The 19,302-nt window shown below is 68.5% G+C and carries 18 protein-coding genes and 1 tRNA gene; 16 read left to right on the forward strand and 3 right to left on the reverse strand.

Annotated elements, in window-relative coordinates:
* The first annotated feature begins 36 nt into the window (after positions 1-36).
* The 4 genes from ileS to ndk are packed head-to-tail and all read left to right on the forward strand — an operon-like array spanning position 37 to position 5,564.
* On the forward strand, positions 37-3,405 hold the full coding sequence (gene ileS, locus BWO91_RS08630) for an isoleucine--tRNA ligase (protein WP_079002318.1): 3,369 nt from the start codon (positions 37-39) through the stop codon (positions 3,403-3,405).
* Positions 3,395-4,774 (forward strand): bifunctional folylpolyglutamate synthase/dihydrofolate synthase, encoded by a 1,380-nt coding sequence (locus BWO91_RS08635; protein ID WP_079002319.1) that lies wholly within the window; start codon positions 3,395-3,397, stop codon positions 4,772-4,774. The genes ileS and BWO91_RS08635 overlap by 11 nt, the downstream gene beginning before the upstream one ends.
* Positions 4,771-5,145: a DUF4233 domain-containing protein gene (locus BWO91_RS08640; RefSeq protein WP_167620455.1), complete on the forward strand. Its 375-nt coding sequence runs from the start codon at positions 4,771-4,773 to the stop codon at positions 5,143-5,145. Before BWO91_RS08635 ends, BWO91_RS08640 begins: the two co-directional genes overlap by 4 nt.
* Before the next feature lie 2 nt (positions 5,146-5,147).
* The gene (gene ndk, locus BWO91_RS08645; RefSeq protein ID WP_064295600.1) at positions 5,148-5,564 is read left to right on the forward strand and encodes a nucleoside-diphosphate kinase; all 417 of its coding nucleotides are present in this window, start codon (positions 5,148-5,150) and stop codon (positions 5,562-5,564) included.
* Between the two features lie 87 nt (positions 5,565-5,651).
* Here the strand turns inward: ndk and BWO91_RS08650 are convergent, their stop codons facing one another.
* A complete protein-coding gene (locus BWO91_RS08650; protein ID WP_079002321.1) occupies positions 5,652-6,251 on the reverse strand; it encodes a vitamin K epoxide reductase family protein in 600 nt (199 codons plus the stop codon).
* A 312-nt stretch (positions 6,252-6,563) separates the two neighbouring features.
* Here BWO91_RS08650 and BWO91_RS08655 point away from each other — a divergent pair, with 312 nt between their 5' ends.
* Positions 6,564-8,978 carry an Rne/Rng family ribonuclease gene (locus BWO91_RS08655; protein WP_240555754.1) on the forward strand — a complete coding sequence of 805 codons (2,415 nt, stop codon included), beginning with the start codon at positions 6,564-6,566 and terminating at the stop codon, positions 8,976-8,978.
* A gap of 10 nt (positions 8,979-8,988) precedes the next feature.
* Here the strand turns inward: BWO91_RS08655 and BWO91_RS08660 are convergent, their stop codons facing one another.
* The gene (locus tag BWO91_RS08660; protein WP_079002323.1) at positions 8,989-9,279 is read right to left on the reverse strand and encodes a DUF4031 domain-containing protein; all 291 of its coding nucleotides are present in this window, start codon (positions 9,277-9,279) and stop codon (positions 8,989-8,991) included.
* Positions 9,280-9,614: 335 nt separating this feature from the next.
* Between BWO91_RS08660 and rplU the strand changes: the two genes are divergently transcribed.
* The 10 genes from rplU to BWO91_RS08710 all read left to right on the forward strand — a co-directional run bounded on the left by rplU (position 9,615) and on the right by BWO91_RS08710 (position 16,728).
* On the forward strand, positions 9,615-9,923 hold the full coding sequence (rplU, locus tag BWO91_RS08665; RefSeq protein WP_079002324.1) for a 50S ribosomal protein L21: 309 nt from the start codon (positions 9,615-9,617) through the stop codon (positions 9,921-9,923).
* Positions 9,924-9,943: 20 nt separating this feature from the next.
* Positions 9,944-10,201 carry a 50S ribosomal protein L27 gene (rpmA, locus tag BWO91_RS08670; RefSeq protein WP_056006626.1) on the forward strand — a complete coding sequence of 86 codons (258 nt, stop codon included), beginning with the start codon at positions 9,944-9,946 and terminating at the stop codon, positions 10,199-10,201.
* Positions 10,202-10,292: 91 nt separating this feature from the next.
* Positions 10,293-11,867, forward strand: coding sequence for a GTPase ObgE (gene obgE, locus BWO91_RS08675; RefSeq protein WP_071260832.1), 1,575 nt, complete (start codon positions 10,293-10,295; stop codon positions 11,865-11,867).
* Positions 11,864-12,643 carry a glutamate 5-kinase gene (proB, locus tag BWO91_RS08680; RefSeq protein WP_079002325.1) on the forward strand — a complete coding sequence of 260 codons (780 nt, stop codon included), beginning with the start codon at positions 11,864-11,866 and terminating at the stop codon, positions 12,641-12,643. The genes obgE and proB overlap by 4 nt, the downstream gene beginning before the upstream one ends.
* A 42-nt stretch (positions 12,644-12,685) precedes the next feature.
* The gene (locus tag BWO91_RS08685; protein ID WP_079002326.1) at positions 12,686-13,954 is read left to right on the forward strand and encodes a glutamate-5-semialdehyde dehydrogenase; all 1,269 of its coding nucleotides are present in this window, start codon (positions 12,686-12,688) and stop codon (positions 13,952-13,954) included.
* 49 nt (positions 13,955-14,003) lie between these two features.
* A complete protein-coding gene (locus tag BWO91_RS08690; RefSeq protein ID WP_064295593.1) occupies positions 14,004-14,213 on the forward strand; it encodes a hypothetical protein in 210 nt (69 codons plus the stop codon).
* Between the two features lie 10 nt (positions 14,214-14,223).
* On the forward strand, positions 14,224-14,841 hold the full coding sequence (gene nadD / locus BWO91_RS08695) for a nicotinate-nucleotide adenylyltransferase (protein WP_255376693.1): 618 nt from the start codon (positions 14,224-14,226) through the stop codon (positions 14,839-14,841).
* Positions 14,838-16,115: a hypothetical protein gene (locus BWO91_RS08700; protein WP_167620456.1), complete on the forward strand. Its 1,278-nt coding sequence runs from the start codon at positions 14,838-14,840 to the stop codon at positions 16,113-16,115. Before nadD ends, BWO91_RS08700 begins: the two co-directional genes overlap by 4 nt.
* A gap of 55 nt (positions 16,116-16,170) precedes the next feature.
* The gene (rsfS, locus tag BWO91_RS08705) at positions 16,171-16,548 is read left to right on the forward strand and encodes a ribosome silencing factor (protein ID WP_079002329.1); all 378 of its coding nucleotides are present in this window, start codon (positions 16,171-16,173) and stop codon (positions 16,546-16,548) included.
* Between the two features lie 107 nt (positions 16,549-16,655).
* Positions 16,656-16,728: transfer RNA gene (locus tag BWO91_RS08710), tRNA-Ala, on the forward strand.
* Between the two features lie 86 nt (positions 16,729-16,814).
* Here the strand turns inward: BWO91_RS08710 and BWO91_RS08715 are convergent.
* Entirely contained in the window at positions 16,815-17,642 is an 828-nt protein-coding gene (locus BWO91_RS08715; protein WP_079002330.1) for an aldo/keto reductase, read from the reverse strand.
* A 162-nt stretch (positions 17,643-17,804) separates the two neighbouring features.
* Here BWO91_RS08715 and BWO91_RS08720 point away from each other — a divergent pair, with 162 nt between their 5' ends.
* On the forward strand, positions 17,805-19,295 hold the full coding sequence (locus BWO91_RS08720) for a DHA2 family efflux MFS transporter permease subunit (RefSeq protein WP_079002331.1): 1,491 nt from the start codon (positions 17,805-17,807) through the stop codon (positions 19,293-19,295).
* Positions 19,296-19,302: the final 7 nt, after the last annotated feature.

A 19,302-nucleotide genomic window follows, 5' to 3' on the forward strand; every position in this document is an offset into this window, starting at 1 on the left:
GTCCTCGCAGGACCCACGAGACCTGCCAGGAGAACGATGAGCTACCCGAAGTCCCAGGAACCGACCCCAACCGAGTCGGCGTCGAACGGCGCGGCGTTCGGCGTGACGCCGTCGCCCAGCTTCCCGTCGATCGAGGAGGGGGTGCTCGCCCGTTGGGCCGCCGACGGCACCTTCCAGGCCTCCATCGACCAGCGCGAGGGGGCTGCGGAATGGGTGTTCTACGACGGCCCGCCCTTCGCGAACGGACTTCCGCACTACGGTCACCTCCTCACGGGCTACGCCAAGGACCTCTTCCCCCGGTTCCAGACGATGCGCGGCAAGCAGGTGCACCGCCGGTTCGGCTGGGACACCCACGGCCTCCCCGCCGAGCTCGAGGCGGAGCGACAGCTCGGCATCACCGACAAGCGCCAGATCGACGAGATGGGGCTCGCCGCCTTCAACCAGGTCGCACGCGACTCCGTCCTCCGCTACACGGAGGAATGGCAGGACTACGTGACGCGCCAGGCGCGCTGGGTCGACTTCGAGCACGACTACAAGACCCTCGACGTGACCTACATGGAGTCGGTCATCTGGGCCTTCAAGCAGCTCCACGACAAGGGCCTCGCCTACGAGGGCTACCGGGTGCTGCCCTACTGCTGGCGCGACCAGACGCCGCTCTCCAACCACGAGCTGCGGATGGACGACGACGTCTACCGCTCCCGCCAGGACCAGACCGTCACCGTCACCTTCCCGCTGGTCGGTCCGAAGGCCGAGAGCCTCGGCCTGACCGCCGTCCGCGCGCTCGCCTGGACGACCACGCCCTGGACCCTGCCGACGAACGCCGCGCTCGCCGTCGGGCCCGACATCGAGTACGCGGTCGTCCCGGCCGGCCCGAACGGCACCCCCGACGCCACGGTGCTCCGGGAGGAGGGCTCCGCCCACGCCGACACCGAGGTCCTCGGCGGCGAGTACCTCATCGCCTCGGCGCTGCTCGGCAACTACGCGAAGGACCTCGGCTACGACTCCGCGGCCGAGGCGCAGGCCGCCGTCTCCCGGACGGTCGTCGGGCGCGAGCTCGAAGGCGTCTCCTACGACCGCCTCTGGGACTACTACGCCGACGCCGAGTGGGGCATGGAGCAGGCCTGGCGCATCCTCGTCGCCGACTACGTGTCGACCGAGGACGGCACCGGCATCGTGCACCAGGCCCCCGCCTACGGTGAAGAGGACCAGAAGGTGTGCGAGGCCGCCGGCATCCCGGTGATCGTCTCCGTCGACGACGGCGGGAAGTTCCTCCCCGAGGTGTCCGACGTCGCCGGTCTCCAGGTCTTCGACGCCAACAAGCCGCTCACCCAGCTGTTGAAGGCACAGGGACGCCTCCTGCGTCAGGCGAGCTACGAGCACTCCTACCCGCACTGCTGGCGTTGCAAGCAGCCGCTCATCTACAAGGCGGTGTCGAGCTGGTTCGTCCGCGTGCCCGAGTTCCGCGACCGCATGGAGGAACTCAACCAGGAGATCACCTGGGTGCCGGAGAACGTCAAGGACGGGCAGTTCGGCAAGTGGCTCGCGGGTGCACGCGACTGGTCGATCAGCCGCAACCGGTACTGGGGTTCGCCGATCCCGGTGTGGAAGAGCGACGACCCGGCCTACCCGCGCATCGACGTGTACGGCTCGCTGGACGAGCTCGAGGCCGACTTCGGCGTACGCCCCACCGATCTGCACCGCCCGTACATCGACGAGCTCACGCGGCCGAACCCCGACGACCCCACCGGCCGGTCGACGATGCGCCGCATCACCGACGTCCTCGACGTCTGGTTCGACTCCGGATCGATGCCGTTCGCCCAGGTGCACTACCCGTTCGAGAACCGCGAGTGGTTCGACTCGCACAGCCCGGCGGACTTCATCGTCGAGTACATCGGCCAGACGCGCGGGTGGTTCTACCTCCTGCACGTGCTGTCGACCGCGCTGTTCGACCGGCCGGCGTTCACGAGCGTCGTGAGCCACGGCATCGTCCTCGGCAGCGACGGCCAGAAGATGTCGAAGTCGCTGCGCAACTACCCGGACGTCAACGAGGTCTTCGACCGCGACGGTTCCGACGCCATGCGCTGGTTCCTCATGTCGAGCTCGGTGCTGCGCGGCGGCAACCTCGTCGTCACGGAGGAAGGCATCCGTGAGGGCGTCCGACAGGTGATGTTGCCGTTGTGGAACACCTGGTACTTCTTCTCGCTGTACGCCAACACGGCGGTGCCTGGTGGCTACGACGCCGTGTGGCGCACGGACTCCACCGACGTCCTCGACCGCTACATCCTCGCCAAGACGCGTGAGCTCGTCGTCACCGTGACCGACCACCTCGAGGCGTTCGACGCGACCCTCGCAGCGGCCTCGCTGCGGGACTTCGCGGACGTCCTGACCAACTGGTACGTCCGTCGCTCCCGTGACCGTTTCTGGTCGACCGACGGTGGCGCCTTCGACCGCGACGCCTTCGACACGCTCTACACCGTCCTCGAGACGTACTGCCGGGTCACCGCTCCGCTCCTGCCGCTCGTCACGGAGCAGGTCTGGACCGGCCTGACTGGCGACCGCAGCGTGCACCTCACCGACTGGCCGGAACCCGAGGCGTTCCCGGAGGACGCGGCACTCGTCGAAGCGATGGACCGGGTCCGCGAGGTCTCCGGCGTCACCCTCGCCCTCCGCAAGCAGGCCGGTCTCCGTGTCCGGTTGCCCCTGGCATCGCTCACGGTGGTCACACCCGACCCCGCGTCGCTCGCACCGTTCGAGGCGATCCTCCGAGAGGAACTCAACCTCAAGGCCGTCTCCTTCGCCGAGCTGACCGACACCAGCGGCACCGAGTTCGGTGTCACCTCGCGCCTCTCGATCAACGCCCGCGCGGCGGGTCCGCGCCTCGGCAAGACGGTGCAGCAGGCGATCAAGGGCGCTCGGAGCGGCGACTGGTCGGAGGTCGACGGCACGGTCACGGCCGGCGGCATCGAGCTCGTCGACGGTGAGTACGAACTCGTCATGGAGGCCTCCTCGGGCGCCGCCGGTGGTGTCGCACTCGCGCTCCTGCCCTCGGGTGGATTCGCCCTGCTCGAGACCACGCTGACGCCCGAACTCGAAGCGGAGGGACTCGCCCGCGACGTCATCCGCGCCGTGCAGGACACCCGGAAGGCGGCGGATCTGCAGGTGAGCGACCGGATCCGGCTCCAGCTCCGATTCGAGGACGACGCCGACGAACGTGCGGTGCGCAGCGCCCTCGACGTGGTCGACCTCGCCGGCGACACCCTGGCGACGTCCCTGACCTGGTCGGACGTCGAGGCGCAGGCTGGGGCGTCGGGCTTCGCCCAGTCGTTCGCTGCCGGGAAGTTCGGCAACGCCGGAGCCTTCACCGTGACCGTTGCGCGTGCAGAGGAGACCGCCCATGTCCGATGACCTGATCCCCGGAGACGAGCTGTCTGCGGCCGATGCCGCCGACGCCGTGTACCGCGAACTCCTCGAACGGCTGGGGGAGGCACAGCCGCAGCCGCGTCTCGGTGCGACCAAGCGGGCGCTCGAGCTCCTCGGCAACCCTGAGTCGTCCTTCGCGATCATCCAGATCGCCGGGACGAACGGCAAGACGAGTACGGCGCGCATGATCGAGAGCATCCTCCGTGCCCACGGGCTCCGCACCGGTCTCTTCACGAGTCCGCACCTCGTCCGGTTCACCGAGCGCATTGGGATCGACGGCGAGCGGATCTCGGACGAGGCCGTCGCCAGGAACTGGGACGACATCAAGCCGTATCTCGCGATGGTCGACGCCGAGCTCACGGCGGCCGGTGAACCCGCGCTGACCTTCTTCGAGGCGCTCACCGTCCTGGGCTTCGCCTGCTTCGGCGACGCCCCCGTCGACGTCGCCGTCGTCGAGGTGGGGATGGGCGGTGCCTGGGACTCGACGAACGCCGCCGATGCCGAGGTCGCCGTCTTCACGCCCATCGACCTCGACCACGTGCAGCGGCTCGGCAAGACGATCGCCGAGATCGCGCGCACCAAGGCCGGCATCATCAAGCCCGGAGCGCAGGTGGTCTCGGCCGCTCAGCACCCCGACGCGCGTCAGGCGATCATCGACGCCGCCGCCGCGGTCGACGACCCGGCCGTGTTCGAGGGTGAGGAGTTCGCCCTCGTGCAGGACGCCGTGGCGGTGGGCGGACAACTCATCACCGTCCGAGGACGCGCCGGCACCTACCCGGAGCTGTACCTCCCGCTCTACGGGGACCACCAGGGACGGAACGCGACGCTCGCGATCGCCGCGGTCGAGGCGTTCCTCGGCGGAGCGACCCAGCCGATCGCGGAGGACGTCCTCGCGGAGGGCCTCACCGAGGTCGCCTCCCCGGGGCGTCTGCAGCTCATCGGCACCGAACCGACCGTGCTCGTCGACGCGGCGCACAACCCGCACGGCGCCGCGTCCCTGGTCGCCGCACTCGGCAGCTACTTCGACGTCGACGAGATCGCCTTCGTGGTCGGCATCCTCCAGGACAAGGACGCCGCCGGCATCCTGACGACCCTGGCGCCCGCCGCATCCGGCTTCTTCTTCACCCAGTCGGAGTCGGAGCGGGCGATCCCCGCCGAGGAGCTCTCGCGCCTCGCGGCGTCGCTCGACCTGCCGGCGTCGACCTTCGCCGACACCCTCGACGAGGCCGCGGAGGACGCACGGCGCTGGGCCGAGGAGGCGCCGCGCCGCCTGGTCGTGATCACCGGCTCGATCACCCTCGTGGGCGAGGCGATCGAGATCGCCGACGACCGGGAATGGAAGGCGACCGCATGAGCGGCACGGCACGGAGCCGGGCTCCACGGAGCATCAAGCAGACTCTCGGATCGATCATCCTGGGCTTCGAGATGATCGTCATGTTCCTCGGCGCGCTCGTCATCTTCGGGCTGAAGGCCCTCCCGGCCCCGGTCGCGTTGATCGGCGGAGCGGTGCTGTGCCTGATCATCGTCGCGACGATCCCGCTCCTGCGATTCCGCTGGGGGTATTGGCTGGGCTGGGCGGTGCAAGCCGCTATCGTGGCTACCGGCCTGCTCGTGCCGATGATGTTCCTCGTCGGCGGGATGGCCGCAGCCGTCTGGACCTATGCGATGGTCCAAGGCGACAAGATCGAGCGTCAGCAGGCGCTCTACCGAGAAGCGAAGGATTGACCGTGGCTGTTGAAGAAACCCTGGTACTCGTGAAGCCTGACGGCGTCGCACGCAACCTGACCGGCGAGATCCTCCGTCGGATCGAGGCGAAGGGCTATTCGCTCGTGGACCTGCGCATGGTCGAGCCGGACCGCGAGCTGCTGGCCGCCCACTACGCCGAGCACGAGGGCAAGCCGTTCTACGAGCCCCTCGTCGAGTTCATGCTGAGCGGTCCCGTCGTCGCGATCCGCGTCGCCGGCAACCGCGTCATCGAGGGCTTCCGCTCGCTCGCCGGCACGACCGACCCGACCACCGCCGCGCCCGGGACCATCCGCGGCGACTTCGGCCGCGACTGGGGCCTCAAGGTCCAGCAGAACCTCGTCCACGGTTCGGACAGCCCCGAGTCCGCCTCCCGCGAGCTCGCGCTCTGGTTCGCCTGACGCACCGACTCCGCACGACGAAGCCCGCCTCCGATTCCGGGGCGGGCTTCGTCGTGTGCGTGAGGCGGCCGTCCGGGCCGCCACCGGTTACAGGTAGGACAGGACGTCGAGGCGGAGCTGGGCGATGACCGCCACGACGAGGTAGCACCCGAGCGTCACCACCACGATCCAGGAGGACACGACCCCGGCGACGCGGCGGACAGCGGGGGACGCCGGGATGATGCCGTTCCGCAGGGTGAACGCGGTGATCGCGATGAAGGAGGGGATCGTCACCGACCAGGTGACCATGCACCACGGGCACAGCGTGCCGAGGACGAAGATGCTCTGCGAGATCAGCCAGATGACGAATCCCAGCGCGCCGAGGAACCCGATGTTGAAGGCGATCCAGAACCACCGCGCGAACTGCGCACCGGCGAGGACCGCGACGCCGACGGCGATCGGGGCGATCCAGGCGGCGAGGCCGATGATCGGATTCGGGAACCCGAGGATGGCACCCTGCCAGGAGTTCAGGTTGACCCCGCACTGCACGAGGATGCTCAGATTGCAGCCGAGCTGGGCGTTCGGATCCTGCAGGAGCTGGAACTTGTCGAGGGTGAGCGCGAACGCCGCGATCCACCCGATGACGCCTGCGACGATGAGGAAGATCGCGAGGCCCCTGGGGCGCGCGTCGATGACCGGAGTTGACACGCCCTGATTCTCGCACGCCCGCCTGAACGGCGGCGGGACATGCCCGGGTGGTCCGTACTCAGGACCGTCGGCCCTGTTCGTGCGATAATCGTGGGGTGGTGCCCGAGCCGCGCTCGACCGCACGACACAACAGGCTTGTTGGGCAATGAGAGCCCAGGACCCGCCGGCACGTGCCGGCACGATCGTGAGAGCTCCGAGAGCCAGCGATCACACAGGATTTGCGAACGGCTGCAACCGCGGCCGCACGCACGAGACGAAGAACCGGAGGGTGGCGCGGCCACCGACCCGGCATAGGGGAGTACACCAGGAATGGTGAAAGAGCACACCGAGGATCCGGCCACGCCGGGGACCGAGCACGAACCGACCGACCAGCACCTCACGACGCCCGAGACGGCGGACGAGTCGACCAGCACCGAGGCGGACGCCCAGGCGGCCGGGCCCGACGAGCAGTCGGCACCTGCCGCACCGGTGCGTCCACCGACCACCATGCTGCTGTTCCAGGCGCCCGACCTGCCGCCGATCGTCCACCGCGACGACGAACCGCTCGAGGCCGAGCTCAGCTCGTCGAGGCGTCGCACGCGTCGTCGTGCCGGCGAGGACGGACCGGAGCAGGGCGAGCGGGGTGGCGACTCGCGCCCCGACACCCGCAACGTGGTCAAGGTCCGCACGCCGCGTGAGCCGGAACTCATCACCGAACCGCAGAAGGTGCGCGGCTCGACGAGGCTCGAGGCCAAGAAGCAGCGTCGCCGTGACGGACGGGACGCCGGTCGTCGTCGTCCGGTCGTCACCGAGGCCGAGTTCCTCGCCCGCCGCGAGTCGGTCGACCGTGTCATGGTCGTCCGCTCCAAGAACGGCAAGACGCAGATCGGCGTGCTGGAGGACGGCGTGCTCGTGGAGCACTACGTCGCCAGGAGCCAGGAGGCGTCGCTCATCGGCAACGTCTACCTCGGCCGGGTGCAGAACGTCCTGCCCAGCATGGAGGCGGCGTTCGTCGACATCGGTCGCGGACGCAACGCGGTGCTCTACTCCGGCGAGGTCGACTGGGACTCCGTGGAGACGGGTAACCAGCCCCGCCGGATCGAGCTCGCGCTCAAGGGCGGCGACAAGGTCCTCGTCCAGGTCACGAAGGACCCGGTCGGACACAAGGGTGCGCGCCTGACGAGTCAGGTCTCGCTGCCCGGTCGGTACCTCGTCTACGTGCCGAACGGCTCGATGAACGGCATCTCGCGCAAGCTGCCCGACACGGAGCGCGCCCGCCTGAAGAAGATCCTCAAGGAGGTCCTTCCGGAGAACGTCGGCGTCATCGTCCGCACGGCCGCCGAGGGAGCGACCGAGGAGCAGCTCACGCTCGACGTCACGCGGCTGAAGTCGCAGTGGTCGGAGATCTCCCGTCAGATCGAGACGGTCCAGTCGCCGGCACTGCTGCACAGCGAGCCCGACCTGCTCATCAAGATCATCCGCGACGTCTTCAACGAGGACTTCCACAAGCTCGTCATCCAGGGCTCGGACGCGCTGCAGGACATCCAGAGCTACCTTCGCGGCGTCGCCCCCGACCTGCTCGAGCGGGTCGAGCCGTACGACGGCACGGGCGACTCCTTCGTCGACTACCGCATCGCCGAGCAGATCGAGAAGGCGCTCGACCGCAAGGTCTGGCTGCCGTCCGGCGGATCCCTCGTGATCGACCGCACCGAGGCCATGACGGTCGTCGACGTCAACACGGGGAAGTTCGTCGGTTCCGGCGGCAACCTCGAGGAGACGGTCACCAAGAACAACCTCGAGGCCGCTGAGGAGGTCGTGCGTCAGCTGCGGCTGCGCGACATCGGCGGGATCATCGTCGTCGACTTCATCGACATGGTGCTCGAATCGAACCGCGACCTCGTGCTGCGCCGCCTCGTGGAGTGCCTCAGCCGCGACCGCACGAAGCACCAGGTCGCCGAGGTCACCTCGCTCGGTCTCGTGCAGATGACGCGCAAGAAGCTCGGTCTCGGCCTGCTCGAGACGTTCAGCGAGCCCTGCGAGGTCTGCGCCGGACGCGGCGTCGTCGTGCACCACGACCCCGTCGTGAAGCATCGCCAGACGCCGCAGCCGGAGCAGCAGCGCCGGCGCGGCAAGGGTGGGTCACAGGGCGGCCAGCCGTCCTCGAACGGCCAGGGCGCCCAGCAGAAGCCGGCCGGACAGACGCACGGGATCACCGACGACGCGAAGAACGCGCTCGCCCTGATCGCGGCGCGCACGCTGCACCACGAGGAGCTCGCCGCCGCCGAGGCCGTGGCCGATGCCGTCGTGGCCGAGGCGCAGCACACGCAGTCCCAGCACACCGAGGCGCAGGGTTCCGAGGGGCCGGTCGCGGACGAGTCCACGACGTCACCGGAGGATCAGTCCGGGTCGCACGACGGTCGTCGGAGCCGGCGCGAGAAGCGTGAACCGCGTCGTCGTGGCGGTGACGGATCCCGCCGGGGTTCTTCGGAGGAACGCCCCACCGAGGCGCCGAGCGAATCCGCGGCCCCGACGTTGGCCTTGCTCGACCTGCCGATCGCACCGGTCGCCGACAAGCCGCGTCGCGCAGCCGTCGCGGACCCCGAGCACCTGCTCGAATCCGTCCTCGACGCGCTCCCCGAGCCGAAGCAGCCTGGCCAGGGTCGCGGCCGCAGCCGTCGGGTGTCCACCGCTTCTCTCGCGGGCGGACAGGCCGTCGGGTCGGACGGCGCGCAGCGTCAGACCGAATAGTCCGGTCGCATCAGGACGGCGCGTCTCCTCGGGAGGCGCGCCGTTCGCGTGCGGTGATGCGCAAGCCGCTGGCGATGAGTCGACGGACGAGTTCGCCGCCGGTCACCGCGACGGCGCCGGCCGCCACGAGCGAGGTGTGGCGCTCGGCGGGGACGTCGTAGTGGTCGAGGTCGAACGATCGCGGCGGGAGCCCGGTGCGTCCGGCGAAGGCGTGCAACTCCTCCAGGGAGCTGTCGCTCACCACGTGGGACCAGAGCGTGCCGTGCGCCGGCCACAGCGGGGGATCGATGAGCACCGTCATGCCACCATCCAACCATCGAGCGTCCATCGCGATTCCCGTCCGCGCTCGGACGCGCCGGGCACCCGGCCGGCGTTCAGGAGCCCCCGGGGTACACTGGTCGAGTGCGTCCGGTGTGGGAGCCGTGAGGAACAGCCTCGGTCACGAGGTTCTGTGCCCGCTGGTTTGACCTGGACTGCACGATGAAGTAAACTCGACCGTTGGTGTGCATTGAGTTTTCATTGCCACGCCCAACGGTTTTCTGCCATCAAGGTGTCCCACGTGTTCGAGCCTTTCCGAGCAGTAACTTCCAGCAACAGTCAGTCGGAGCGTTTCGCTCCCCAAAGAACGGGTACGTAGTGGTTTACGCAGTTGTGCGCGCCGGAGGACGGCAGGAGAAGGTCGAGATCGGAACCATCGTCACGATGGACCGGGTCAAGGCCGACAAGGATGGCAACATCGAGCTTCCCGCGGTGCTCCACGTCGACGGTGAGAAGATCATCTCCGACGCGAAGTCGCTCGCGAAGATCACGGTGACGGCCGAGGTGCTCGAGAACCTCCGCGGTCCGAAGATCATCATCCAGAAGTTCAAGAACAAGACCGGTTACAAGAAGCGTCAGGGGCACCGTCAGGAGCTCACGCGCGTCAAGATCACCGGCATCAAGTAAGGCATCGAGGAGAAGAAGAGATGGCACACAAGAAGGGTGCGAGTTCCACTCGCAACGGTCGTGACTCCAACGCACAGCGTCTCGGTGTGAAGCGCTTCGGCGGCCAGGTCGTCCTCGCGGGCGAGATCCTCGTCCGTCAGCGCGGCACGCACTTCCACCCCGGCGCCAACGTCGGTCGTGGCGGCGACGACACGCTGTTCGCCCTCGAGGCCGGCTCCGTGCAGTTCGGCAACAAGGGCGGCCGCAAGGTCGTCAACATCGTCGCTGCTGCAGAGTAGCAACAACGTCTTTCCAGCAGGGGGCGGGCTTCGGCCCGCCCCCTGCTGTCGTACAACCGAGTTCCATGATCCAGAGAGGGGCTGAGCGTCCATGGTCACATTCGTCGACCGGGTCACACTGCACCTGCGAGCGGGCGGCGGCGGCAACGGCTGCGTCTCCGTGAAGCGCGAGAAGTTCAAGCCGCTGGCCGGCCCCGATGGCGGCAACGGCGGACACGGTGGTGACATCGTGCTCGTGTCCGATCCTCAGATCACGACGCTGCTCGGGTACCACCGGTCACCGCACCGGAGCTCCGACACCGGCGGCTTCGGCATGGGCGACCACCGCAACGGGTTCCAGGGCGAGACGCTCATCCTGCCCGTCCCCGTCGGGACGGTCGTCAAGGACGTCGACGGCGTCGAACTCGTCGACTTCGTCGAGCCCGGCATGGAGTTCGTCGTCGCTCCCGGCGGCCAGGGCGGCCTCGGGAACGCGGCGCTCTCTTCGACCAAGCGCAAGGCCCCCGGGTTCGCGCTGCTCGGCACGCCCGGCTGGGAAGGCGATGTCCTCCTCGAGCTGAAGACCGTCGCGGACGTCGCGCTCGTCGGGTACCCCTCCGCCGGCAAGTCCAGCCTCATCGCGGCGATGTCCGCTGCGAAGCCGAAGATCGCGGACTACCCGTTCACCACCCTGCACCCGAACCTCGGCGTCGTCGAGGCCGGCGAGGTCCGCTACACCATGGCGGACGTCCCAGGGCTCATCGAGGGCGCCAGTGAGGGCAAGGGCCTCGGTCTCGAGTTCCTGCGTCACGTCGAGCGCTGCTCCGCGCTCCTGCACGTGCTGGACTGCGCGACGCTCGAACCGGGACGCGACCCGATCAGCGACCTCGACATCATCCTGGCCGAGCTCGCCGCCTACCCGGTACCGGAGGGGCAGACGCCGCTGGTAGAGCGCCCGCAGCTCATCGCCCTCAACAAGATCGACGTCCCGGAGGCGAGGGAGCTCGCCGAGTTCCTGCGTCCCGACCTCGAGGCGCGCGGCTACAAGGTCTTCGAGATCTCGACGGTCTCGCGCGAGGGCCTCCGACAGCTCTCGTTCGCGTTGAGCGAGCTCGTCGAGGAGAGCCGCGCCCGCGCAGCCCTCGAGGCCGCCAAGCCCCGGATCGTGCTGCGCCCGAAGCCGGTCGACGACTCCAAGTTCACCGTCACGGTCGAGGGTGGCACCTACGGCAACCTCTACCGCATCATCGGCGCGAAGCCGGAACGCTGGGTGCAGCAGACGGACTTCAACAACGAGGAGGCCGTCGGGTTCCTCGCTGACCGCCTGGCGAAGCTCGGCGTCGAAGAGGCGCTCTTCAAGGCCGGTGCCGTCGCCGGCGCGACCGTGATGATCGGTGCGGGTGGCGGTGTGGTCTTCGACTGGGAGCCCACGCTCACGAGCACCGCGGAACTGCTGACGCAGCCGCGTGGAACGGACCCGCGTCTCGACGCGAGCCACCGCCCGACGCGCAACCAGCGTCGTGACGAGTACTTCGAGCGCATGGACGCCAAGGCCGAGGCCCGTGCCGAGCTGCTCCGTGAACGTGCGGCCGGTCTCTGGAACGACGACGAGGGCTTCGAGGTCGGCTCCGTGCCGGCCGACGCACCCCAGGACGAGGGTGTCACGACGGAGGACGACGACCGGTGACCATCCACCAGCGCAGTGGCATCCCCTCGGCGCGACGCATCGTCGTGAAGGTCGGGTCCTCCTCGATCAGTGGCGACAACGCCGGGCAGATCACTGCGCTGGTCGAGGCGCTGGCCGAGGCGCACGCCCGAGGCACCGAGGTCATCCTCGTGTCCTCCGGCGCCATCGCGACCGGGATGCCCTACCTCCGCCTCGACGCCCGTCCGAGCGACCTGGCGACGCAGCAGGCGGCTGCCGCCGTCGGGCAGAACGTGCTGATCTACCGATACCAGGACAGCCTCGACCGGTTCGGCATCGTCGCAGGCCAGGTGCTGCTCACCGCCGGTGATCTCGAGAACCCCAGTCACCGGAGCAATGCCCAGCGGGCGATGGAACGCCTCCTCGGCCTGCGCATCCTGCCGATCGTCAACGAGAACGACACCGTCGCCACGCACGAGATCCGGTTCGGCGACAACGACCGCCTGGCCGCCCTCGTGTCGGTCCTCGTCGCGGCCGACGTCCTCGTCCTCCTGAGCGACGTCGACGCGCTGTACACCCGCCCTCCGCACGAAGCGGGTGCCGAGCGCATCGAAGAGGTACCGTTCGGAGACACCCTCTCGGGCGTCACCTTCGGCGACATCGGCTCCGCGGGCGTCGGTACCGGGGGAGCGGGCACGAAGGTGTCGGCCGCCCGGTTGGCCGCCGAGGCGGGGACGTCCGTCCTCGTGACGTCGACCACGAACGTCGCGTCAGCCCTCCGCGGTGAGCACCTCGGCACCTGGTTCCAACCGGCGTGACGCGGAGAGCGTCCACCAGACGCCGCTGAGTAGAATCGACGCATGTCGTCGCCAACCACCACCGTGCTGCCACTCGCGGATCGTCTCACCGCTGCGAAGCGTGCTTCCCGGGTCCTCGCCCAGGCGACCACCGCGCAGAAGAACCGGGCCCTCGAGGCCATCGCCGTCGCGATCGTCGAGGGTGCGGATGCGGTCATCGCCGCCAACGAGCGCGACCTCATCGCGGGACGCGAGCAGGGCATCAGTGTCGGTCTGCAAGATCGTCTCCGCCTCGACCGGGGCCGCATCGACGGGCTCGCGGTGGCGGTCCGCGACGTCATCGCGATCGTCGACCCGGTCGGCCAGGTGGTCCGCGGAAGCAACACTCCGGACGGGGTGAAGCTCGAGCAGGTACGCGTCCCGTTCGGCGTGGTCGGCGCGATCTACGAGGCGCGCCCGAACGTCACGGTCGACATCGCCGCCCTCGCGATCAAGAGCGGCAACGCCGTGGTGCTCCGCGGCGGGTCGGCAGCGGAACACTCGAACGCGGTCCTCGTGGGGCTGCTGCGATCGGCACTCGAGTCCGTCGGCCTTCCCGGGGATGCGGTACAGACCATCGACGAGTTCGGTCGCGACGGTGCGAAGCAGCTCATGAACGCCAGAGGCCTGATCGACGTCCTCATCCCGCGGGGGAGCGCGTCACTCATCGAGACGGTCGTCCGGGAGTCGACGGTCCCCGTGATCGAGACCGGCGCCGGCGTCGTCCACGTGTTCCTCGACGAGAGTGCCGAACTCGACTGGGCGGTGGACATCGTCCGCAACGCCAAGGTGCAGCGCCCATCGGTCTGCAACGCGCTCGAGACGATCCTCGTCCACCGTGCTGCGGCCGCGCGCGTGCTGCCCGCCGTGCTCGGCGACCTGCGCGAGCACGGGGTGCTGATCCACGCGGACGAACGCGCCAGGGAGGTCTTCGCCGACGTCGTGCCCGCCGTGGAGGAGGACTGGTCCACCGAGCACATGTCGCTCGAGCTCTCGGTGCGCGTGGTCGACGACCTCGACGCCGCGCTCGAGCACATCGACCGATACTCCACCGGACACACCGACGCGATCATCACGAACGACGTGGTGAACGCCGATCGGTTCCTCGCCGAGGTCGATTCGGCCGTCGTCATGGTCAACGCCTCGACCCGCTTCACCGACGGCGCCGAGTTCGGATTCGGCGCGGAGGTCGGCATTTCGACGCAGAAACTCCATGCCCGCGGTCCGATGGGACTGCCGGAACTCACGAGCACGAAGTGGCTCGTGCGTGGTTCGGGCCACACCCGTCGGTAGTCGCTAGACTGGTACGGGCGTCACCAGGCGTCGCACAGAAGGAGAGATCATGTCGATTGCCGCGTCCGTCTTGGCCACCGCCGTCCTGGCTGAATCGGAGCACGCCGTCGAACTCGCCGCACCGACCTGGGTGTTCGGTGCGGTCGCCCTCGTGCTGTTCGCCATCCTCGGCGCTGTGACCTTCAGCTACCGCGACGTCGCCAACCGTCACGCCGACAAGGGCGAGTCGGCCTCCGCTCACGGCGAGCACGGCCACTAGGCTGTCCGGCGTGAGCGCGCCCGTCACCGAGACGACGACCCGTCGTCCTCGGATCGGGGTCATGGGCGGGACGTTCGATCCGATCCACCACGGGCACCTCGTCGCCGCCTCGGAGGTCGCGCAGCACTTCGATCTCGATGAGGTCGTCTTCGTCCCGACCGGCATGCCGTACCGGAAGTCGGGCGTGAGCGACAGCGAGCACCGCTACCTCATGACCGTGATCGCCACCGCAGCGAACCCCCGCTTCACCGTCAGCCGGGTCGACATCGATCGAGCCGGACCGACGTACACAATCGACACGCTGCGCGATCTGCGCCGCAAGCGTCCCGATGCCGAGCTGTTCTTCATCACGGGTGCCGACGCGATCGCCCAGATCCTCAGTTGGAAAGACGTCAGGGAGGTCTGGGACCTCGCTCACTTCGTCGCTGTGAGTAGACCGGGACACGATTTGAACGTTTCCGGATTACCACAGCACGACGTAAGCTTGTTGGAAGTTCCGGCCCTAGCGATATCGTCGACGGATTGCCGGAGCCGGGTGAGCAAAGGCTTTCCGGTCTGGTATCTGGTTCCCGACGGTGTCGTGCAGTACATCACCAAGCACCACCTGTATCGGAGTGAAGCCACATGACCGCGTTGCCAGAGGATGCGCCCCTGACCAGGCGACAGGCTCGAGCGAGCCAGCAGCCCTCGACGTCCGCTGACGAAGCGACGCCCGACACTGCTGCGCCACGGACACGACGCGCGTCGACATCCGAACCCGTCGCCGGGGGAGCGATCCCCGGGCGGACCACGTCGCGCGACGAGAGCGCTCCAGCACCAGCGTCCACGTCACCCGCGCCGTCGTCGAGCGCTCCGGCATCCGGTGCGCCGGCTCCGGCCCCGACCGGTGGACTCACGCGTCGTCAGTTGCGAGAACTCGAGCGCACCGGCTCGATCGAGCAGGTGGGCTCCCCGGCAGCGCCGGTCGCTCCTCCGGTCGAGCAGCCGGTCCCCTCGGTCGCCCTGCCGCCGCGGACGCCCGATCAGGTGGTCGCTCCGCCTCAGAAGCAGAACAAGGCGGCCCGTCAGCAGGCAGCGAAGCTCGCGCAGCAGGAAGCGGACGCCAAGGCTGCCGCTGCTGCTGAGCAGGAACGTCGCGAAGCCGAGGCCACCAAGCAGGCCGAGCAGCGCCAGGCCGCCGCGCGCAAGGCCGAAGAACAGCAGGCTGCAGAACGCAAGTCGGCAGAGCGCAAGGCCGCTGAGCGGGCCGCCGCCGACGAGCGCGCGGCCAAGGCCCGGTCGGCCGAGGCGCCGACGCCTTCCGTGACCCCCGCCGCTGCGGCGCCGGTGGCCACCGGTTCACTCTTCGACGTCTCGGATCGCGACGACATCTCCGAGGACCCCGCGTCGACCCTGTCCAAGGGGTTCGGGCGCGACTCCATGCTCGTCGCGGCACTCGAGGCCGAGAAGGCTTCGCAGGCGGACAACGAGGTCGCGTTCGAGGACCTCCTCGGAAGCGGCATGACGAGCACGGGGCAGATCACCACGAGTTCGCTCATCATCCCCGTCGCTCCGGCCCAGGCTGAAGCGGGAGCCACGTCCAACTCCACTGGCGAGATCCTCATCACCGGAACCATCGATCTGCCCCGCGGACTGGGTTCCGCCGGTCAGGACCCGAACCATTTCGACGGTGCAGGGATCGACCGACTCATCGAGGGCGATGAGCTGCCGGCCTCGGTCACCGCGGCATCTCCGGTCGCGGCCAGCCGTGCGGTCAGCAGCCACGGTTCCACGCGCGACGTCGTCCCGGCCACCACCAACCAGAGCAACAAACTGTTGATGACGCTCGCGATCGCCGCCGCGGTGCTCGCCGCCGGCGTGATCGCGGTGCTCATCATCGGTTTCTTCGGCGGAGCGTTCTAGCCCTGCCGGCATTCACCCGATCGCGCTCCATGCGATCGTCAGAGGAGTACACCACATGACCCTGTCCGACACCACACTGGACGCCGTCCAGCTCGCAGCGACCGCAGCCGAGTCCAAGGGCGGCGAGGATCTCGTCGCGCTCGACGTCTCCGGTCCGTTGCCGTTCGTCGACGCCTTCCTCCTCGTCACCGGCCGGAGCGAGCGCAACGTCGTCGCCATCGCCGGCGAGGTCGAGGACCGCTTGAACGCGAGCGGCGTGAAGACGCTGCGGCGCGAAGGCAAGTCCGAGGGGCGGTGGATCCTGCTCGACTTCGGCGAGGTCGTCGTCCACGTCTTCCACGAGGAGGAGCGGATGTACTACTCGCTGGAGCGTCTGTGGAAGGACTGCCCGGTGATTCCGCTGGTCTCGTCCGCACCGCAGCCCGCGAACTGACCATCCCGTCGGTGCCGAGCACCGAAAGTGGTCACAACCGCTCTCAAGATGTAGTAACCTATTCAAGTTGCTTCCGCTGAAACAGCAGGGGCAAGCAAGTTGAATACGGGTCTGTGGCGCAGCTGGTAGCGCACCTGCATGGCATGCAGGGGGTCAGGGGTTCGAGTCCCCTCAGATCCACCCGAACACCGAGAAGTCCCCGTCAGCGGAACAGCTGACGGGGACTTCTGCGTTGGTCAGACCCTGGGTTTGGCGGGACCCTGAGGTCAGTTCACCTCGTCGGGGTGGCTGCCGACGCGCTTGCCCGAGTCGAGGGCGTCGATGGACGCGATCTCGTCGGCGGAGAGCTCGAAGCCGAAGACGTCGAAGTTCTGGGCGATGCGCTCGCGCGAGTTCGACTTCGGGAAGACGATGAGCCCGTTCTGCAGGTGCCACCGGATGACGACCTGCGCCGGCGTGACGCCGTGCGCCTCTGCTGCAGCGGAGACGGCCTGCTCGCCGAAGAGGTCGTACTTGCCCTGACCGAGCGGGCCCCAGGACTCGATGTGGATGCCGTGCTCGGCACCGAAGGCGCGCAGCTCACGTTGGGCGAACGCCGGGTGGAGTTCGATCTGGTTGACCGCAGGGACCGTCTCGGAACCGGCGATCAGCTTCTCGAGGTGCTCGACCTGGTGGTTCGACACGCCGATCGAACGCGCCTTGCCTGCCGCCTTGATCTCCTCGAGGGCGAGCCACGCTTCGAGGTAGTCGTCCTTGGCCGGGGTCGGCCAGTGGGTCAGGTACAGGTCGACGTGGTCGAGCCGGAGCTTCTCGAGACTCTCGTCGATGGCGGCGTGAGCGGACGCCTTCTGGTGACGGTCGTTCCAGAGCTTCGTGGTGATGAAGAGTTCGTCGCGGGGGATGCCGGACTTCGCGATGGCGGCGCCGACTCCCTCCTCGTTCTTGTAGATGGCCGCGGTGTCGATGTGGCGGTAGCCGACCTCGAGCGCGTCCGAGACGATGCGCTCAGCCTCCTGCGGGTCGACGAGGAAGACGCCGAAGCCGAGCTGAGGGATGGTGTGGCCGTCGTTCAGGGTGATGGTGGGAACTGTCATGTCCTCATGCTGGCACCGGAACCGTCCGGCCGGAACAGGTCTTCGCCCTGCGCGTAACCGGTCGACACGCATGGGAATACCAGCGGCGGCATGACGCTTGTGTTTCGAGAGGGCAGGCGTCTGCCCGCACGACGGCCGAGGCCTGAGAAGGATGACACCGCTATGACGACTGAAACCGTGCCGAATCCGACCGGTTCCGTCCCGACGACCGGGAAGCCCTCGGACGATCGCCTCCCACCCGGGTCCAAGCTCCTGATCGGGCTGCTCCTCGTGTCGGCGTTCGTCGTCATCCTCAACGAGACGATCATGAGCGTCGCCCTGCCGCGGCTCATGCAGGACCTCGACATCACGGCGAGTTCCGCACAGTGGCTGACCACCGGCTTCATGCTCACCATGGCCGTCGTGATCCCCGCGACCGGGTTCCTCCTCGAGCGGTTCTCCCTGCGGACGATGTTCATCACCGCGATGGTGCTGTTCAGCCTCGGTACGCTCATCGCCGCGCTGTCCCCGGGATTCGGCACGCTCCTGCTCGGTCGTGTCGTCCAGGCCAGCGGTACCGCCATCATGATGCCGCTGCTCATGACGACCGTGCTCAACGTCGTGCCGGTGTCGGCACGCGGCCGGACGATGGGGGCGATCTCGATCGTCATCTCGGTCGCGCCGGCCGTCGGGCCCACTGTCTCCGGCCTCATCCTCAGCGTGCTCGACTGGCGCTGGATGTTCTGGATCGTCCTCCCGATCGCCGTCGCCTCGCTGGTCCTCGGTGCCGTCCTCGTGCGGAACGTGACGGAGCCGCGTCGGGTCCGCTTCGACGTGCTGTCGCTTGTCCTCTCCGCGTTCGCGTTCGGTGGTCTCATCTTCGGGCTGAGCAGCATCGGCGAGTCTGCCGAGGGACACGCGCTCATGCCCGTCTGGATCCCCCTCACGGTCGGTGTCCTCGCCCTGCTGGGCTTCGTGCTCCGCCAGCGTGCGCTCGCCCGCGACGACCGGGCGTTCATGGACCTCCGCACCTTCGCGAACCGCTCGTTCTCCGTCTCGATCATCCTGGTGGTCATCGTCATGATGGCGTTGTTCGGCTCGCTGATCATCCTGCCGATCTACCTGCAGACCGTGCTCCAGGTCGACACCCTGACCACGGGCCTCATGTTGCTGCCAGGCGGCCTGACGATGGCCGCTCTCGCGCCGCTGGTCGGGTCGCTGTTCGACCGGTTCGGTCCGCGTCCACTCGTGATCCCCGGGGCCTTCGCCGTGAGTGCTGCGCTCTGGCTGTTGACGATGCTCGGCGTCGGCAGCGCCATCGTCATGATCATCGCCGTCCACGTGCTGCTGAGCGCCGGCCTCGCGTTCATGTTCACCCCGCTCCTCACCTCGGCGCTCGGTTCCCTGCGGCCCGAGCTCTACCCGCACGGCAGCGCCATCGTCGGCACGGTCCAGCAACTCGCCGGAGCGGCGGGGACGGCGTTGTTCATCACCATGATGTCGACCACGGCGGCGGCTCGTGCGGCGGCCGGGAGTGCCGCGGTCGACGCGACGGCGGCCGGTGTGCAGGCTGCGTTCATGTGCGGGGCCGTGCTCTCGCTGCTCGCGATCGGTGCGTCGTTCCTCATCCGGCGAACGGACCAGGCTTCCGCGGGCATGCACGTCGGTCACTGAACCGGAA

Source organism: Plantibacter flavus, assembly GCF_002024505.1.
GTDB classification, from domain to species: Bacteria; Actinomycetota; Actinomycetes; order Actinomycetales; family Microbacteriaceae; genus Plantibacter; species Plantibacter flavus_A.

Coding starts and splice junctions, on each gene's coding strand:
- ileS (WP_079002318.1), top strand. CDS start 37: ATGAGCTACCCGAAGTCCCAGGAACCGACCCCAACCGAGTCGGCGTCG.
- BWO91_RS08635 (WP_079002319.1), top strand. CDS start 3,395: ATGTCCGATGACCTGATCCCCGGAGACGAGCTGTCTGCGGCCGATGCC.
- BWO91_RS08640 (WP_167620455.1), top strand. CDS start 4,771: ATGAGCGGCACGGCACGGAGCCGGGCTCCACGGAGCATCAAGCAGACT.
- BWO91_RS08660 (WP_079002323.1), bottom strand. CDS start 9,279: ATGACGGTGCTCATCGATCCCCCGCTGTGGCCGGCGCACGGCACGCTC.
- rpmA (WP_056006626.1), top strand. CDS start 9,944: ATGGCACACAAGAAGGGTGCGAGTTCCACTCGCAACGGTCGTGACTCC.
- obgE (WP_071260832.1), top strand. CDS start 10,293: ATGGTCACATTCGTCGACCGGGTCACACTGCACCTGCGAGCGGGCGGC.
- BWO91_RS08685 (WP_079002326.1), top strand. CDS start 12,686: ATGTCGTCGCCAACCACCACCGTGCTGCCACTCGCGGATCGTCTCACC.
- BWO91_RS08690 (WP_064295593.1), top strand. CDS start 14,004: ATGTCGATTGCCGCGTCCGTCTTGGCCACCGCCGTCCTGGCTGAATCG.
- BWO91_RS08700 (WP_167620456.1), top strand. CDS start 14,838: ATGACCGCGTTGCCAGAGGATGCGCCCCTGACCAGGCGACAGGCTCGA.
- rsfS (WP_079002329.1), top strand. CDS start 16,171: ATGACCCTGTCCGACACCACACTGGACGCCGTCCAGCTCGCAGCGACC.
- BWO91_RS08715 (WP_079002330.1), bottom strand. CDS start 17,642: ATGACAGTTCCCACCATCACCCTGAACGACGGCCACACCATCCCTCAG.
- BWO91_RS08720 (WP_079002331.1), top strand. CDS start 17,805: ATGACGACTGAAACCGTGCCGAATCCGACCGGTTCCGTCCCGACGACC.